The following is a 16,244-nucleotide window of genomic DNA, read 5'->3' as shown; positions in this document are numbered from 1 at the left end:
TGTTTCATCTTGAACTGGCGCCTCAACGGCGCCATCTGTTCCGGACCCAACGGCGTTTTCCACCATGCGCAAGATCTTCAGCAGTCAACGTATCGAAACCGCCGAAGGCGTGGCCAATCTCTTGCGCGATGCGGGAATCGAGATCCGCATCAGCAACGGTCGCTCTTATCAAAGCAAGCGCGGCGGCCAGTTCAGCTACCTGGAACAGAGCAACGCCCAGGCGCAGCCCACCGTCTGGATCGTGCATGCCAACGACCAGCCGCGCGCACGCGAGCTGCTGCGCGACGCCCGCCTGCTGGACACCACCCGCCGCGACCTGCCGAACGTGGAATACACCTTCCGCGAAGGCGAAAACGGCTCCAGCTCCAGTGCGCGCAGCTGGGCCTGGCGTATCCGCCTGGTGTTGCTGCTGGTGATCGGCGCCGTGGCGATGGTGGTGGTGATGCGCCATCGCAACGCGCCGACGCAACTGGCACCAGCGGCCCAGCCGGCATCGCAACAGGCGCCGGCGCCAGATGCCGTACAACCGGCAGCAGAAGACGACGAAGTGCGCGTGCGGATCCAGCCGACCCGCTGACCCCAGCTCCCCGGCGCGGCCACCCGCTGGTACCACAGGCATGTTCGTCGGCGCGGTCACATCCGTTGCCGGCCTGCGTCGCATGGCATGCGAAGGCAGGCGCCTGGCGAGCAACCTCGCGCGATCCGAAGTGATGGGTTCGTATCCGACTGTCGCAGTCATCGGGCAGCGCCCGCGCTGCTATAAGCGGTCAGGATTCAACCAGACCCCGGAGTCATGACGTGAAGGCAAGTCTGTTCACCAGTCTGCTGATGATGGTCAGCATGAGCGCGCATGCGGACGGACTCACCAAGTCCGCCGATGGCAAGACGCTATCGGTGAGTTTCGGAGCACCGACCTTCAAGCAGGTGCTTCACTACCGCAAGCTCTACGACAAGAAGCCATTCCCCGATGCGGAAATCTATTATTTCAGCAACGGCATGTACAAAATCATTTCCCAGGGCGAAAACCATTACGGCGTCTATGTGCTGCAGGGAACATTCGACGACCAGAGCTACACCATCCGGTTCATCTCCCTGCCCTCGGAAGATTGGGGCAACAAGACTGCGTTCCACCAGCTGACCTTCGTGCGCGGCGACAAGCAGAATGTCTTTATCCAGAACGCCATCGTCGACACCGGCGAAGCGATCGCGCAGCAGAACGGCACGTACACACTGGAGAAGAACACCGTCTCCAATCCGGTTCCTACGTCCTGGAAGCACGACTGAGCGTTGTACCCGCACTCAGCGTCTGTTCCAAACGCAAGCGCCCTCCCGCCAGGCGGAAGGGCGCGGTCGATCGGCGCCTTGTTACGTACTGCAAACAGCTGGGTGAACTCACCGCTCACCCGAGCGGCACTCGCCAATGCGCAACGAGCGCCGCGGTCGGCGATGCCTCAGCGGTTGGTCGCAGGCGCGGTTGCCGGTGACGGCTTGCCATCGTCGCCGTGCCTGCCCATCCCGCCCGGCCCGTGCCCGCCACGCCACTTGGATGCGGCATCGAACTCGGCCTTGCTCAACTTGCCGTCCTTGTCGGTGTCGGCCTTGGCGAACCACGCATCGCGATGCTGCTGCATGCGCAATTCACGGTCGGCACGGTCGACGAAGCCGTCCTTGTTGAGATCCATCTGGTCGAAGCGCGCAGCGAATTTGGGGTCGGCCTTGGCTTCTTCGCGGCTGATACGGCCATCCTTGTTGGTATCGAGCTTGGCCATCCATTCGCCGCGTCCGCCGCGCCCATCGCGACCCGGGCCACGATGATGCGGGCGCTCGTCGCGCGACAGCTTGCCGTCCTTGTTGGTGTCCAGCGTATCGAACTGCGCGGCCAGCGTCGGATCGGCGGCCGCTTCGCTGCGGTCGATCACGCCATCGCCGTTCTTGTCGAGTTTGGCAGGCCGCGGCGCATCGCCGGGAGCCGGCACGGTGGCGGCGAACGCGGTGCCGGTGGACAGCGCGGCCAGCACGGCCAGGGCGAGAAAGGGTTTGCGTGACGTCATGAGACACTCCTGGAAGATAGGAACCACACGCGGCACCTGCATGGGCCGCATCGCGTGGGTGGTGCGTTCGGATCGCCCGTGCGCTGCCACCAACACCCCCATCAACGAGCCATCGATGCGCGCGTTGACGTCCAGGCCGGACGTATTCATCCGGCGGACAGTCGCCGCTGATGCGACGCGCAGGCGCTATCCTTCGGCCATGGCCATCCATGCCGACACCCACGACGACCTGCGCCTGTTCCAGACCGGCGAGCATGCCTGTGGCTATTGGTCCGGCCGGCAGGCGCGCGATCTGGTGCTGGATCCGCACGATCCGCGCCTGGGGGCGATCTATCCGCAAGCGCTGGCATGGGGCTTCCGTCGCTCCGGCGATCTGGTCTACCGGCCGCACTGCGAACGGTGCCGTGCCTGTGTGCCGGTACGCATCGCGGTGGATGCGTTTCACCCCGACCGCAGCCAACGCCGTTGCCTGGCGCGTAACCGGGATCTGGTGGTGCGCGTGGTAGCCGCCGAGCGCACCGACGAACAACTGGCGCTCTATCGCCAGTACCTCAAGCACCGGCATCCCGGCGGCGGCATGGACCAACATGGCGCCACCGAATTCGACCAGTTCCTGATCGGCGGCTGGTCGCACGGACGCTTTCTGGAGATTCGCGAACCGGCCATCGCGCACCTGCCCGGCCGGCTGCTGGCGGTCGCAGTGACCGATGTCACCGAGCATGCGTTGTCGGCGGTGTACACGTTCTACGCGCCGGAGGCGGCAGCGCGCAGCCTGGGCACGTTCGCGATCCTGCAGCAGATCCAGTGGGCGCAACGCGAGCGACGCGCGCACCTGTATCTGGGGTACTGGATCGATGGCCACGCGAAGATGAACTACAAGCGCCGCTTCAGCGCACTGGAAGCCTACGATGGTCGCCACTGGCGCGGCTTGCCCGCCCACGCATCGGTCGACTGAACCGCCGGATTGCGACATCGGCGTGTCGCATCCCGCATGCGAGAATCTGGCAATGATCAAACCTCTCCTGCTGCTCGCGCTGACCGCCTTGTGCGCGGCCTGCGCCCACCCCGCGCCCTCGCCCAAGATGCAGACCGACACCCTCGCCGCCCGGCCGGCCGCGGCACGGCTGCGCATCGCCACCTACAACACCTCGCTGTATTCGGACGAGGCCGGCGGCCTGATTCGCGAGCTGCAGGGCGATAGCGCGCATGCGCGCAAGATCGCTGCGGTACTGCAGCGCGTGCGCCCGGATCTGGTGCTGCTGAACGAATTCGACTTCGACCCGGAACACCGCGCTGCCGACCTGTTCCAGCAACGTTATCTGCAGGTGGCCCAGCCGGGCGGCGGCGAGGCGTTGCGGTATCCGTACCGCTATCTGGCATCGGTCAATACCGGCGTGCCGAGCGGCCTGGATCTGGACAACAACGGCAGCGCCGGAGGCGAAGGACGCGCGCGTGGCAACGACGCGTGGGGCTACGGGCTGCATCCCGGCCAGTACGGCATGCTGGTGTTGTCGCGTTACCCGATCGATGCGCAGGCAGTGCGGAGCTTCCAGCTGCTGAAGTGGAGCGCGCTACCTGGCGCACTGCGGCCGATCGATCCGGCCAGCAAGACGTCGTACTACAGCGATGCCATCTGGGCGCAGCTGCGGCTGTCGTCCAAATCGCATTGGGATGTGCCGGTGCGCACGCCGTTGGGTGTGGTGCATGCGCTGGTGTCGCACCCTACCCCGCCCGTATTCGACGGTGCCGAGAAACGCAACGCCGCGCGCAACCACGACGAACTGCAGCTGTGGCGCGCGTACCTGGACAACGCACCCGACAGCCAACGCTGGCTCTGCGACGACAAGGGCGGTTGCGGCGGCCTGGCTGCCGATGCGCGCTTCGTCATCCTGGGCGATCTGAACAACGACCCGGTCGATGGTGCCGGCCGCCATGAGGCGATCCGCGCCTTGATCCATCACCCGCGCGTGCTGCAGTACCCCACGCCGCACAGCGATGGCGGCCCGGAAAAAACCGCCGAATACGCCGCGCTGGGCATCGCCCACAGCGGCGACCCGCATCAGGTCACCGGCGACTTCGGCCCGCAGGCAGGCACCATGCGCCTGGACTACGTGCTGCCGTCGCGCCAGTTCACCCTGATCGGCAGCGGCATTTTCTGGCCGGCCAGCAACGCGCCGGAAGCGGTGATCGCCGATGGTAGCGACCATCATGCGGTGTGGGTCGACCTGGCTGAGTAGCGGGGGATTGAGGAGTTGGGTTGGGGCTTCGAACAGCGAGTTCCTTGCCCGTTTGCGGTATCGGCACCTGGCTCGGAAAAAGATCCGCGCACGAGCAGCTAGCCAGGCGCAGTGCTGCTTGCGGTGACGGATGGCGTGGCGTCACCAGGTGTGATCAATCACCCGCGTCGGGCAGCGTCGAGAAGACGTGCGCATAAATCCCGAGCGCCCCTGGCGCGTCGACGCAATGCAGCGATGCGCTGCACTGCGTCTGCCGTACGCCGCTCAGGCCTGCAGCTGGATCGTCAACGCCGCGGCGGCGACGCGCGCCTTCTCACGCGCAGCATCGACGCTGTCCGCGCGCGCCAGGGTGACGCCGACGCGGCGATGGCCGTCCACGCGGGGCTTGCCGAACAGGCGCAGTGCGGTGTCAGGGTCCCGCAGTGCTTCGGCCACGTTGTCGAACGCCGGCACGCCATTGCCGTGCGCCAGCAACGCGCACGATGCCGAAGGGCCGGCCTGACGGATCACGCCGCCGTCCTGCGCGCCCACCGGCAGGCCGAGAATGGCGCGGGCATGCAGCGCGAATTCGCTCAGTTCCTGCGAGACCAGCGTGACCAGGCCGGTGTCGTGCGGGCGCGGCGAGACTTCGCTGAACCACACCTCGTCGCCCTTGACGAACAACTCCACACCGAACAGGCCCCGGCCGCCGAGATCGTCGGTGATGGCCTTGGCGATCTGCTGCGAGCGGCGCAACGCAGCGGCCGACATCGGCTGCGGCTGCCAGCTTTCGCGGTAGTCGCCGTCCTGTTGCCAATGCCCGATGGGATCGCAGTACGAGGTGCCGCCGGCATGGCGCACGGTGAGCAAGGTAATTTCGTAATCGAAATCGATGAAGCCTTCGACGATGCAGCGACCGGCACCGGCACGTCCGCCGGTCTGCGCATACTCCCATGCCGCATCGATATCGGCCTCGCTGCGCAGGGTGCTCTGGCCCTTGCCCGAGGACGACATCACCGGCTTGACCACGCATGGCAAGCCCACCGCGGCAATTGCATCGCGATACTCCTCGACGGTATCGACAAAGCGATACGGCGAGGTCGGCAGGCCCAGCGTTTCGGCTGCCAGGCGGCGAATGCCTTCGCGGTCCATGGTCAGGCGCGCGGCACGCGCCGTCGGGATGACCTTCTGGCCTTGCTCGCGTTCCAGCGCCACCAGGGCTTCGGTATGGATCGCTTCGATCTCCGGCACGATCAGATGCGGCCGCTCATTGGCGATCAGCGTGCGCAACGCAATGGGGTCGAGCATGTCCAGCACATGCGAGCGGTGCGCCACCTGCATCGCCGGTGCATTGGCATAGCGGTCGGCCGCGATCACTTCCACACCGAAACGCTGCAGCTCGATCGCCACTTCCTTGCCCAGTTCGCCCGAGCCCAACAACAGCACGCGGGTGGCGGAAGGCGATAACGGCGTGCCGAGAGTGGTCATGAGCGCGGTCCAGAGCGAGAGGGGCCGCCATTCTAACGGTTGCCCGCTCCCACTCCGACGAACGGCCATTGTTTAACCGATATCACATTGATATCTTTTTACCACTCCACAAGGACTCGCGCTCATGAAAGAAAAGCCGATCGGTTCGTTGCCCGGCATTCCTGTCGTCCTCGTCGCAGGCGCCGGCCTCCTCGGTGCCGCCTGGTACGTACTGACGATGATGGCCGGCACCAGCGTCACGCCAGGGGCGTTCATCGCCGCGGTGCTGGTCGTGGCGGCATGTATTTTCATGTTGGCCGGCCTGTATACGTTGGAGCCCAACCAGGCAGCGGTGCTGAGCCTGTTCGGCAAGTACGTCGGTACCGTCAAGGACGCTGGCCTGCGCTGGAATGTGCCGTTCTACGCCAAGCGTCGCGTCAGCCAGCGCGTACGCAATTTCGAAAGCGGACGACTCAAGGTCAACGAGCTGGATGGCAGCCCGATCGAAATCGCTGCGGTGATCGTATGGCAGGTGCTGGATGCCTCCGAAGCGGTCTACAACGTCGACGACTACGAGAGCTTCGTGCATATCCAGTCCGAAGCGGCGCTGCGCGCGATGGCGACCAGCTATCCGTACGACCAGCACGAAGACGGCCAGATCTCGCTGCGCAGCCATCCGGCCGAAATCAGCGAGCAGCTCAAGCGGCATCTGGACGAGCGCCTGACCCAGGCCGGCGTGGACGTGATCGAGGCGCGCATCAGCCACCTCGCCTACGCGCCGGAAATCGCCCAGGCGATGCTGCAGCGCCAGCAGGCCAATGCCGTGATTGCCGCACGCTCGCGCATCGTTGCCGGCGCAGTGGGGATGGTCGAAATGGCGCTATCGGAGTTGCAGAAGAATGGCGTGGTGCAGCTGGACGAAGAGCGCAAGGCGCATATGGTCAGCAACCTGCTTACCGTGTTGTGCTCGGATCGCGGCACCCAACCGGTAGTCAACGCCGGTTCGTTGTACTGAGGGCAGCCAACAGGACGCCTGCTCTCACCGCCAGACGGGCGCAGCCACTGCTCGGCATCGGCATGCGCCACTCGTACACTGCGCTTGTGGGCGCGCCCTCCACGTCCACCTGGCGACCACCCGCTTGCGTTGCGTCAGCCACTCCGAGATCGATCCGATGAATATCATGGTGCCCCTGGTGGTTGCGCTTTCCGGCTTGCCCGCGCTGGCCATCGCCGCGTCCATCGGCGCCGACGATGACGACCGCGCACGCGGGCTGGGCCTGCGCTGGGCGTTGATCAGCCTGGTGATTCTGGTCGGCGCCGCATGCCTGTACTGGGCTGGCGACAACCGCGCCGGCATCTATGCGGTGGTGATCGGCATGCTCGTCGGCGTCAACGCGTTGATCGTGTCGATGGTGATGCACCTGCGCCGTCATGGCGGCCGCAGAGACGGCAAATGAGCGAAAAAAAAGCCTACCCGCTGCGTATCAACGCCGATGTGTTGGCCGCCGTGCAGCGCTGGGCCGACGACGAATTGCGCAGCCTCAATGCGCAGATCGAATACGTGCTGCGTGATGCGTTACGCAAGGCTGGCCGGCTACCGAAGCCGCAGGGCGAAAAAGAAAAATCCGAAAATTGACCATGCGCCGCCGATCATCCAGACGCGACTGCGCACCGCTGTAGCGGTTCGCCGGTCCGGGTCGGCGCGGGGTCACGGCGCCTGGCTGGACTGGCAGCGCTCACCCGGCAACGGCTAAGCTGCGTAGATGCGTCATCTTCAACGTGTACTCCTCAATACCAGCGAGATCGAGCTGTGGCCGGCCGATCTGCTGCGCGCGCGCGGTAATGCGGATGCGCGTGTGCTGGCACAGGCCGACTGGCTATTGCGGCGCAAACGCGATGGGCGCTATCTGGCTGCACATCTTCCGCAGGGCCTGATGCCGCTGATCCCGCGGCTGGCATGCGAGCCTGGCCTGGACGAAGCATTGGACCGTCTGCAGACCGCAACCGGCCGCATCGGCCAGGTACACGACGCCACGCTGCCGATCGACGGATTGCAGCGCCGCCTGAGCCAGCTCGGGCTCGCCGCCGACGACTACGTGCAACGGACCGGCCTGCAGTTGATGGCCGAACCAGCCGCACTGCAGTTTGCCGGACGCGATCGCTTCGGCCGCCCGCTGTGGCTCAGTGCCCGCGCTGCACGCGCATGGCGACAGATGCGCGCGGCTGCGCTGCGCGCAGACATCGTGCTCGATGCGATTTCCGGCTACCGCAGCCACGACTACCAACTGGGCATCTTCGAGCGCAAGTTCGCGCGCGGGCTCACCCTGGAGCAGATCCTGACGGTCAACGCAGCGCCGGGTTTCAGCGAACATCACAGCGGCGACGCACTGGATCTGGGCACACCGGGCGAGCCGCCGGCCGAAGAGTCCTTCGAAGCCACGCCTGCATTCGCCTGGTTGTGCAGCAACGCGCACGCATTCGGCTACCGCCTGAGTTACCCACGCAACAACCCGCACGGCATCGTCTACGAACCGTGGCATTGGTGTTGGTCGGCGGGATGAGCCGGCCGAACTTCATGCGCCACGCAACCCGGCTGGACCCGACCGCCCGTCGCATCTGCCCCGCGTGCGAGCGTCCTACTCCTGCGAACGCGGTGTCGGCACCTTGGTCGCCACGCTGAAGTCGGCAATCTTCCACAGATAGAACGCGGCATAGGTGCGGTACGGGCCCCAGCGTTCACCGCGTACGGCCAGTTCCTTGGGGGTGGGCATCTGCTCCTGCTTGTCCACGCGCTGCGCCCCTTTGCGCACGCCCAGGTCGTCGATGGGCAGCAGATCCGGGCGGCCCAGGCGGAACATCAGCATCATTTCCACGGTCCAGCGGCCGATGCCGCGCACCGGCACCAGTGCCTGCACGATGGCTTCCTCGTCCATGAAGGCAAGCCTGCGCAGCGAGGGAATCTCGCCTTCGCTTTCGCGGCGTGCCAGATCGCGCAGGGCCAGCGCCTTGTTACCCGAAACGCCGCAGGCACGCAGCGCCGCATCGTCGATACGACCGAGGGTGTCCGCATGGAGCCGCTGCGCGCCGATCGCCACTTCCACACGCGCCACGATGGTCGAAGCCGCCTTGCCGCTGAGTTGCTGAAACAGGATGGCGCGTGCCAGCGCATCCACCGGGTCGAAGGGTTTGTGCCACCCCGGTTGCGGGGCGATCGGGCCGATGCGCTTCATCCACGCACCCAGCGCGCGATCGCGCCGGGACACGTGCGCGAACGCAGCCTCCACATCGAATCCGCGGGCATGGCGCGGCATGCTCAGCGCCTCAACGCACCAATGGCCAGCACCACCCAGCCCAGCATCAGCCCAACTCCGCCGACCGGCGCCAGGGTGGTCGGCCACTGCAGCAACGCACCCCCGACCAGGCTGCCGGCAAACAGCAAGGTGCCGAGCAACAGCAGGTACAAGCCCGCCCGGCCCAGCGCGCGCGTTTCGGTGGCGCCCAGCACGGTGAGGACCGCGCCATGCCCGAACGCATACAACGACGCCACCTGCAGCCGCGACTGCATCACCGCATCGGCAACGCCGTGCGAGGCATAGGCCGATAGACCGACGGCAATGGCCGCCAGCAAACCGCCGCAGAAGGCCAGCAGCGAGGGATGTTTCTTACGACGATCAAGCAAAGACATGCAGGCAACTTCCGTGACAGCGCCGGAGCGCAAAAAAAAACGCGCCGCAAGACTGCGGCGCGTTTTCGTCTGGATCAGCTCATCGTGGTGAGGCGATTACTTGATGGCCCAGTAGACGTCGTACGTGCCGTCCTGGGTGAACGACTTGTCCACGCCACCCTTCCAGGATTCGTACGGACGATCGGTCACGTCCATGCCGCTGGTGGCAGCCCAGGCACGCAGCGAGTTACGCACTGCATCCAGGCCGGCCATATGGCCTGCGTAGGTCGCAAATGCCGAGCGGTGCGCCGGAACCCGCTGGTACTTCACCGGTGCTTCGGACGGGATGTTGAGCTTCAGCTCTTCGCCCGTTGCAGCCACCGGGGTTGCATCGGCGGGTGCCGCGGCAGCCGTGTCGTCCTTCTTGGCGTCGGCCTTGGCGTCGGTCTTCGGAGCACCACCAGCGCGCTTGCGCACCGGTTGCACCACGTCGAAGGCGTACTTGTCGGAAGCGAAGTCGGTGGTCACGATGCGCACTGGACCAACCGCCTCAAGGCCGTTGGAATCCATCACGCGCTTGATCCACTCCTGGTTGTCCTTGATCGACTTCTTGATCGTCTCGTTGTCACGATCGATGTTGCCCGCGGTGACGACCAACAGGTCCTCGGCCGGCACATCGACGATCTTGAGGTCGCTCAACACCGGCTTGCCGTCAAGCTCGGCGCGGTAGTCGAAGTTCGGCACGGTGGCCAGTGCGGTCGCCAGACGCGACAGACCCAACTTCAGGTCGTCGCCCACGTGGCGGCTGACGTACAGACCGGCATAGCGACCAAACAGGTTCCAGCCGTACTTGACGCTGTAATCCTGGGTGATCTTTACGTTCTTGTTGTTCTTGCCGGTCGGCACCAGGGTGAAATTGGTGACCTTGTCGTAGCCCTTGGTGGGATCTTCGATTGCGATCTCAACACGCTCGTTCTTGACGCTGTTGGTGATCTCCCAGCTGCCGTTGCCGATATAGCCCTCGTTGGAGCTGTATTCAACGCGTGCACCCTTGCCCTCTTCCGGGCCGGCCAGCTTCAGCTGGATCTTCGGGTCACGCAGCACAAGCGGGTTCCAATCCTTGAAACGACGGAAGCTGTTCACGGTGTCGTAAACAATCGTCATCCTGCGGTTGGTCTCAACACTCTCGGACATCTGCCGCTCCGAGGGCAACACCAAGCCCACCACGACAAACAAGCCAGCCACGATCCCCAAGGCGATCAGGAACTCGATAATACGGGTCATTCAGGAGGTCTCCGGGGCCGATCCCACGGCCGGGTTGAGTGAAGCGAAGCCACCATCCTAGCAGGCTTCGAGAAAGATGTTCAGTTGTGCGACGGGTAGCGCGGTCTTGCGGTGTCATTCACCGCGCAACGCGGCGCCTGGGGGATGCGCAATCCCAACCTGCACAAGGGTTTGGGCGATTGCGCGCCGCTATCATGCACATCACGCGCTGCGTGCGTGTGACGTTGCGGCTGCCAGGCGGCATTGGGCCGCCCGTCTCGCGGTCCGACCGACGCTGCAGCGGCCTGAATGCGAGTCCCGCCCCTGCTGCAGGCGGGCGCGGGCGCCGGGCTCACACCAGCTGCAGCTCGAACGCTTTCAGCACCGCGCGGGTGCGGTCGCGTACGCCGAGCTTGGAGAGGATGTTGGAGACGTGATTCTTGATGGTGCCTTCGGCCACGCCCAGCGAGTTGGCGATTTCCTTGTTGGAAAACCCGCTCGCCATCAGCCGCAGGATCTCGGTCTCGCGGTCGGTGAGCGGATCGGGTCGGTCCAGGCTGACGAATTCGTTACGCATGTGCTCCAGGCCCGACAGCAGGCGCTGGGTCACCGCCGGCTGCACCAGCGAGCCGCCGTCGGCGACGGTGCGGATGGCGCCGACCAGTTGTTCCAGCGAGACGTCCTTGAGCAGATAGCCCTTGGCACCGGCCTTGAGCCCGGCCAGCACCAGTTGGTCGTCGTCGAAGGTGGTCAGGATGATCGTCGGCGGCAGGGCGCCGTTGCGCGAAAGCATCTGCAGCGCTTCCAGCCCGGACATCACCGGCATGCGCATGTCCATCAGCACCACGTCCGGCTGGATTTGCGGAATCTGCTCCACCGCCTGCTTGCCGTCGGAGGCCTCGGCCACCACCTCGATGCCGTCGTCCAGCGCCAACAGCGAGCGGATCCCCTGGCGCACCAGGGTTTGATCGTCGACCAGGCACACACGGATCATCACAACACTCCTTGGGTCACGGCCGCAGGCATCAGTGCCGGCGCGCCTGGAACAGCGATGCGCAGGCCGAAGCCGTCACCCCGCCGGGTTTGAATCTCGAGCTGCCCACCATACTGGTTCAGCCGCTCACGCATGCCGCGCAGCCCGTTGCCGGGCGCGACCGCATCGGCGCCGTGGCCGTCGTCGCGGGCGTCGATCAGCACCGTATCGGCATCGCGGCGCACCTGGATCCACAGGTTGCGCGCGCCGGCATGGCGCACCGCATTGGTGATGATTTCCTGGGTACAGCGCAGCAGCACGTGGGCGCGCTCGGGGTCGTCCAGGGTCAGCGGCTGGGCGATATCCAGGTGGATATCCAGCGACGGCACCTGGGTCACCAGCGGGCGCAGCGCCGCTTCCAGGTCGATCGCGCCGCTGTCGCGCAGATGGCTGACCGCCTCGCGCACATCGGTGAGCAACAGTTTGGCCAGCGTGTGCGCCTGGCGCACGTGCTCCTGGGCCTGGCCCTCGGTGATGTGGCCTGCCACTTCCAGGTTGAGACTGAGCGCAGTGAGATGGTGGCCGAGCAGGTCGTGCAGCTCGCGCGAGATGCGGGTGCGCTCGTTGATGCGCGCGCTCTCGGCCAGCAGTGCGCGGGTGGCGCGCAGTTCGGCGTTGAGCCGGCGCTGCTCTTCGCGCGCATCGGTCTGCTGGCGGGCCACCAGGCTGGTGACGAAGATGAACATCGAAAAGCCGCCGTACAACAGCGACTGCATCAGCGCCGCGAACAGGGTGAAGTCCGGGCGCAGGTAGTAGAACACCGGCAGCACCGCCAGCTGGCTCAGCACCAGCCACAGCACGCCCACGCGCAGCGGCAGCAGCCACGGGATCACCCCCGCCGCCACCATCATCAAAATGCTGCCGAGCCCGGTTCCGCTCAGATAGCTCACCGCCAGCGCGCAGATGGTGAGCAGCAACAGGATCAGCCGGTCGTACCAGTGCGCGTGGCCGCCGCTGTTCAAGCCGCGGGTCAACCAGAAGTAGCTGGCGCCGAAGCCGATGAAGAATGCCGACATCATCACCGCCTCGGCCACGCTGCGGTGGTCGCCCTCTTCGGCCGGCGGCCAGTAGGTGTACACCAAGGGCATGACGATCATCGCCCAGGTGAACAGGCCGGCGAAGCGCAGGACGCGCGTATGACTGAGGTATCCCAACATGTCCGCATCTTAGGCGGAAGCGAGCGCGCTGCCCTCTTGCCGGAAGTCATGCATGCCGGCGCGCACGCACGGGTTGCGGATGTCGGGCCCGCACAGCGCCTGTGCTGGCGCGCCATTGCACGCCGGCACCTGCCGCGCGCCGGCCGATCGCATGCGCTGGGTCGCCGCTTCAGGCCACGCATGTAATAATCCGACGCAGATCCGATTTCGGGTCGACGCGTTACCTCACGGAGTCCCAATGTCGATCGTCATCCGCGACGTGCGCGAGCACGAGCTCGATTCCGTCCTGGCCCTGAACAACAATGCCGGACTGGCGATCCTGCCGCTGGATTCAACCAAGCTGCAACGTTTCTACGAGCAGGCCGAGTATTTCCGCGTCGCCGAGCGGGACGGCAACCTGGCCGGGTTTCTGGTCGGTTTCGGAAGCGGCAGTGCGCACGACAGCAGCAATTTCGCCTGGTTCCGGGACCGTTACCCGGAATTCTTCTATATCGACCGCATCGTGGTCGCCAGCCGCCGCCGCGGCGGTGGCGTCGGGCGAGCGTTCTATGCCGATGTGCAGAGCTATACCGAGCTGCGCTACCCGCAGCTGGCGTGCGAGGTGTTTCTGGACCATGGCGCCGACGCGGCCTTGCTGTTCCATGGCAGTTTCGGCTTCCGTGAGGTTGGCCAGAACACCATGCCCGATGTGGACGTGCGCGCCAGCATGCTGATGAAAGACATGTGCAGCTATCGGTGGGTCAAAGAGACCTATGGCGGCAAGTTGCCCGAAGACTTGCCGTGGGTGGGCCGGCCGCGTCATGCCGCCACCACCGCTAGCCCATCGACGGGGAGCTGAGTTGTGGCAAGTGTGAATGTGGATTTTGAACAGGCCGGCGAGCTGAAGATCGGCCAAGTAGGGATTGCCAACCTGCGCGTGCGCACCCTGGATGTGTCGCGGCTGGTGCAGGAAATGCGCGAGCGCGTGACCCGCGCGCCCAAGTTGTTCGGCCGTGCGGCGGTGATCCTGGATTTCGGCGGGCTGTCGCAGGTGCCGGACCTGGCCACGGCCAAGGCCCTGCTGGAAGGTCTGCGCGATGCCGGCGTGCTGCCGGTGGCGCTGGCCTACGGCACCAGCGAGATCGACCTGCTGTCCCAGCAGTTGGGCGTGCCGCTGCTGGCCAAATTTCGCGCGCAGTACGAGCCGACCGCGGTCAGCCCGCCACCGCCACCGCCACCGCCGCCCGCACGTGCCGAACCGGCACCGCCGGCCGCGCGACCGGCTCCGGGCCGGATGCAGCGCACCGCGGTGCGTTCCGGTCAGCAGCTGTACGCGGAGAACTGCGACCTGACCGTACTCAGTACGGTCGGTGCCGGGGCCGAGGTCATCGCCGACGGCAGCATCCATATCTACGGTACCCTGCGTGGCCGCGCTCTGGCCGGCGCGCAGGGCAACCCCGACGCGCGCATCTTCTGCCGCGACTTCCACGCCGAACTGGTTGCCATCGCTGGCCACTACAAGGTGCTGGACGATGTTCCCATGGACCTGCGTGGCAAGGCCGTCCAGGTCTGGCTGGAGCAGGATCAGATCAAGATCGCTGCGCTTGATTGACGCGGCCCAACCACAGAAATATTCGGAGAAATCCTTTGGCTGAAATCATCGTAGTCACCTCCGGCAAGGGCGGCGTCGGCAAGACCACCACCAGCGCAAGCCTGGCTTGCGGGCTGGCCAAGCGCGGCAAGAAGGTTGCGGTCATCGACTTCGACGTCGGCTTGCGCAACCTGGACCTGATCATGGGCTGCGAGCGGCGCGTGGTGTACGACTTCGTCAATGTCGTGCACGGCGAAGCCACGCTCAAGCAGTCGCTGATCAAGGACAAGCGGTTCGAGAACCTGTACGTGCTGGCTGCCTCGCAGACCCGCGACAAGGACGCGCTGACTCAGGAAGGCGTGGAAAAGGTGCTCAAGGACCTGGCCGCCGACGGCTTCGACTACATCGTCTGCGATTCGCCGGCCGGTATCGAAAAAGGCGCGTTCCTGGCGATGTACTTCGCCGACCGCGCGGTGGTGGTGGTCAATCCGGAAGTGTCTTCGGTGCGCGACTCGGACCGCATCATCGGCCTGCTCGATTCCAAGACCCGCAAGGCCGAAGAAGGCAAGGCCGTGCCGGCGTTCCTGCTGCTGACCCGCTACAGCCCGGGCCGCGTGGAAGGCGGCGAGATGCTCAGCATCACCGATGTGGAAGAAGTCCTGGGCCTGAAGGCGATCGGCGTGATTCCCGAATCCGGCGACGTGCTCAACGCTTCCAACAAGGGCGAGCCGGTGATCCTGGATGCCGAATCCCCGGCCGGCCAGGCGTACGACGACGCAGTCGCCCGCATCATGGGCGAGGAGCGCCCGATGCGATTCACATCCGTGGAGAAGAAAGGCTTCTTCAGCAAGCTGTTCGGAGGGTAAGCATGGGCCTGCTCGATTTTCTCAAGAGCAAGAAGAACACCGCCGAGACGGCCAAGAACCGCCTGCAGATCATCATTGCGCAGGAGCGCAACCACCGCGGCGGGCCGGATTACCTACCGCTGATGCAGCGCGAGTTGCTGGAAGTGATCAAGAAATATGTCAACATCGATGCCGATGCGGTCCGTGTGGATCTGGTCAAGGATGGCGAACACGACGTGCTGGATATTTCGGTCGCCCTACCGGAAGACGGCGACAAGTAGCGCCAACAACGGCACCGCGTTCGCACGGTGCCGTTGTTGCATGTGACCCGACCGCGAGCCATTGCGCGTGACCACTCCCACTGCTGCCATACCCACCGCCGCCGATGTTCTGCGCGTGGCCGATATCGGCCTGGACGCACCTGCCGCCCTGCTCGCGCGTTATGGCTTGCGCCTGCACCGCGTGGAATCGGACGCGGCGATTCCAGGCAGTTTCTGGGGCGAACCGGAAGCCGGCATCATCGGCTGCGATGTGTACGTGCGCGACGACACACCGGTGCATTCGCTTCTGCACGAAGCCGGGCATCTGATCGTGCTGCCTGCGGAAAAACGCGCTGCGGTGCATACCGACGCGACCGATTCGGTGGAAGAAGAAGACGCCACCTGTTACCTGCAGATCCTGCTGGCCGAGCAACTGCCTGGTGTGGGCAGCGCGCGCCTGATGGCGGACATGGACAGCTGGGGCTATACGTATCGGCTGGGTTCCACGCGCGCCTGGTTCGAGCAGGACGCGGAGAACGCGCGCAGCTGGCTGGACGCACGCGGCTTGTTGCCTGCCTGAGCTTGCGCGGCGCGTTCAAGCGGCGGCTCAACCGCAGCGAGCAGCGTCAGCAGCGTCAGCAGCGAATAGGCATCAGGCCGGTGTGGCGCCTTCGCAGGACCCGCAGCGGGCGTGTGGCACCTGCAGTATCGAATAGCG

20 protein-coding genes are annotated in these 16,244 nt (G+C 65.4%); 13 read left to right on the top strand and 7 right to left on the bottom strand.

Features of this window, described 5'->3' with window-relative positions:
- Positions 1-64: 64 nt before the first annotated feature.
- Both AMD14_RS06825 and AMD14_RS06820 read left to right on the top strand, forming a co-directional pair.
- Positions 65-577 (top strand): putative signal transducing protein, encoded by a 513-nt coding sequence (locus AMD14_RS06825; protein WP_003484340.1) that lies wholly within the window; start codon positions 65-67, stop codon positions 575-577.
- Positions 578-798: 221 nt separating this feature from the next.
- Positions 799-1,284 (top strand): hypothetical protein, encoded by a 486-nt coding sequence (locus AMD14_RS06820; RefSeq protein WP_003484342.1) that lies wholly within the window; start codon positions 799-801, stop codon positions 1,282-1,284.
- A 167-nt stretch (positions 1,285-1,451) separates the two neighbouring features.
- Here the strand turns inward: AMD14_RS06820 and AMD14_RS06815 are convergent, their stop codons facing one another.
- On the bottom strand, positions 1,452-2,051 hold the full coding sequence (locus AMD14_RS06815) for an EF-hand domain-containing protein (protein WP_003484343.1): 600 nt from the start codon (positions 2,049-2,051) through the stop codon (positions 1,452-1,454).
- A gap of 40 nt (positions 2,052-2,091) precedes the next feature.
- Here AMD14_RS06815 and AMD14_RS06810 point away from each other — a divergent pair, with 40 nt between their 5' ends.
- Positions 2,092-3,006 (top strand): arginyltransferase, encoded by a 915-nt coding sequence (locus tag AMD14_RS06810; RefSeq protein WP_040107588.1) that lies wholly within the window; start codon positions 2,092-2,094, stop codon positions 3,004-3,006.
- Positions 2,960-4,288, top strand: coding sequence for an endonuclease/exonuclease/phosphatase family protein (locus tag AMD14_RS06805; RefSeq protein ID WP_011050796.1), 1,329 nt, complete (start codon positions 2,960-2,962; stop codon positions 4,286-4,288). The genes AMD14_RS06810 and AMD14_RS06805 overlap by 47 nt, the downstream gene beginning before the upstream one ends.
- A gap of 264 nt (positions 4,289-4,552) precedes the next feature.
- Here the strand turns inward: AMD14_RS06805 and purT are convergent, their stop codons facing one another.
- Positions 4,553-5,755: a formate-dependent phosphoribosylglycinamide formyltransferase gene (gene purT / locus AMD14_RS06800; protein ID WP_011050795.1), complete on the bottom strand. Its 1,203-nt coding sequence runs from the start codon at positions 5,753-5,755 to the stop codon at positions 4,553-4,555.
- Positions 5,756-5,879: 124 nt separating this feature from the next.
- Between purT and AMD14_RS06795 the strand changes: the two genes are divergently transcribed.
- The 4 genes from AMD14_RS06795 to AMD14_RS06780 all read left to right on the top strand — a co-directional run bounded on the left by AMD14_RS06795 (position 5,880) and on the right by AMD14_RS06780 (position 8,295).
- Positions 5,880-6,749, top strand: a complete 870-nt coding sequence (locus AMD14_RS06795; RefSeq protein ID WP_003484350.1) for an SPFH domain-containing protein — start codon at positions 5,880-5,882, stop codon at positions 6,747-6,749.
- A 157-nt stretch (positions 6,750-6,906) separates the two neighbouring features.
- Positions 6,907-7,191, top strand: a complete 285-nt coding sequence (locus AMD14_RS06790) for a hypothetical protein (RefSeq protein ID WP_005920636.1) — start codon at positions 6,907-6,909, stop codon at positions 7,189-7,191.
- Positions 7,188-7,370 carry a type II toxin-antitoxin system antitoxin gene (locus AMD14_RS06785; protein ID WP_003484354.1) on the top strand — a complete coding sequence of 61 codons (183 nt, stop codon included), beginning with the start codon at positions 7,188-7,190 and terminating at the stop codon, positions 7,368-7,370. The genes AMD14_RS06790 and AMD14_RS06785 overlap by 4 nt, the downstream gene beginning before the upstream one ends.
- A gap of 127 nt (positions 7,371-7,497) precedes the next feature.
- Positions 7,498-8,295: a M15 family metallopeptidase gene (locus AMD14_RS06780; protein WP_015472404.1), complete on the top strand. Its 798-nt coding sequence runs from the start codon at positions 7,498-7,500 to the stop codon at positions 8,293-8,295.
- Positions 8,296-8,370: 75 nt separating this feature from the next.
- Here the strand turns inward: AMD14_RS06780 and AMD14_RS06775 are convergent, their stop codons facing one another.
- The 5 genes from AMD14_RS06775 to AMD14_RS06755 form a co-directional block, all read right to left on the bottom strand.
- Positions 8,371-9,045 carry a DNA-3-methyladenine glycosylase family protein gene (locus tag AMD14_RS06775; protein WP_003484357.1) on the bottom strand — a complete coding sequence of 225 codons (675 nt, stop codon included), beginning with the start codon at positions 9,043-9,045 and terminating at the stop codon, positions 8,371-8,373.
- 2 nt (positions 9,046-9,047) lie between these two features.
- The gene (locus tag AMD14_RS06770; RefSeq protein ID WP_003484359.1) at positions 9,048-9,419 is read right to left on the bottom strand and encodes a DUF423 domain-containing protein; all 372 of its coding nucleotides are present in this window, start codon (positions 9,417-9,419) and stop codon (positions 9,048-9,050) included.
- A 96-nt stretch (positions 9,420-9,515) separates the two neighbouring features.
- Positions 9,516-10,682, bottom strand: coding sequence for a polyketide cyclase (locus tag AMD14_RS06765; protein WP_011050790.1), 1,167 nt, complete (start codon positions 10,680-10,682; stop codon positions 9,516-9,518).
- 331 nt (positions 10,683-11,013) lie between these two features.
- Positions 11,014-11,655, bottom strand: a complete 642-nt coding sequence (locus tag AMD14_RS06760) for a response regulator (protein WP_005915638.1) — start codon at positions 11,653-11,655, stop codon at positions 11,014-11,016.
- Positions 11,655-12,851: a sensor histidine kinase gene (locus AMD14_RS06755; protein WP_005915636.1), complete on the bottom strand. Its 1,197-nt coding sequence runs from the start codon at positions 12,849-12,851 to the stop codon at positions 11,655-11,657. Before AMD14_RS06755 ends, AMD14_RS06760 begins: the two co-directional genes overlap by 1 nt.
- A 238-nt stretch (positions 12,852-13,089) precedes the next feature.
- Between AMD14_RS06755 and AMD14_RS06745 the strand changes: the two genes are divergently transcribed.
- The 5 genes from AMD14_RS06745 to AMD14_RS06725 all read left to right on the top strand — a co-directional run bounded on the left by AMD14_RS06745 (position 13,090) and on the right by AMD14_RS06725 (position 16,106).
- Positions 13,090-13,689 carry a GNAT family N-acetyltransferase gene (locus AMD14_RS06745; RefSeq protein ID WP_005915634.1) on the top strand — a complete coding sequence of 200 codons (600 nt, stop codon included), beginning with the start codon at positions 13,090-13,092 and terminating at the stop codon, positions 13,687-13,689.
- A 3-nt stretch (positions 13,690-13,692) separates the two neighbouring features.
- A complete protein-coding gene (gene minC / locus AMD14_RS06740) occupies positions 13,693-14,442 on the top strand; it encodes a septum site-determining protein MinC (protein ID WP_011050788.1) in 750 nt (249 codons plus the stop codon).
- Between the two features lie 35 nt (positions 14,443-14,477).
- The gene (gene minD / locus AMD14_RS06735) at positions 14,478-15,287 is read left to right on the top strand and encodes a septum site-determining protein MinD (protein WP_005930297.1); all 810 of its coding nucleotides are present in this window, start codon (positions 14,478-14,480) and stop codon (positions 15,285-15,287) included.
- A gap of 2 nt (positions 15,288-15,289) precedes the next feature.
- Positions 15,290-15,547: a cell division topological specificity factor MinE gene (gene minE / locus AMD14_RS06730; protein ID WP_003484370.1), complete on the top strand. Its 258-nt coding sequence runs from the start codon at positions 15,290-15,292 to the stop codon at positions 15,545-15,547.
- A 67-nt stretch (positions 15,548-15,614) separates the two neighbouring features.
- Positions 15,615-16,106 (top strand): hypothetical protein, encoded by a 492-nt coding sequence (locus tag AMD14_RS06725; protein ID WP_003484372.1) that lies wholly within the window; start codon positions 15,615-15,617, stop codon positions 16,104-16,106.
- Positions 16,107-16,244: the final 138 nt, after the last annotated feature.

It is taken from the genome of Xanthomonas citri pv. citri, from assembly GCF_000961215.1.
GTDB classification, from domain to species: Bacteria; Pseudomonadota; Gammaproteobacteria; order Xanthomonadales; family Xanthomonadaceae; genus Xanthomonas; species Xanthomonas cissicola.
This window is presented reverse-complemented; position numbering and strand designations above follow the sequence as displayed.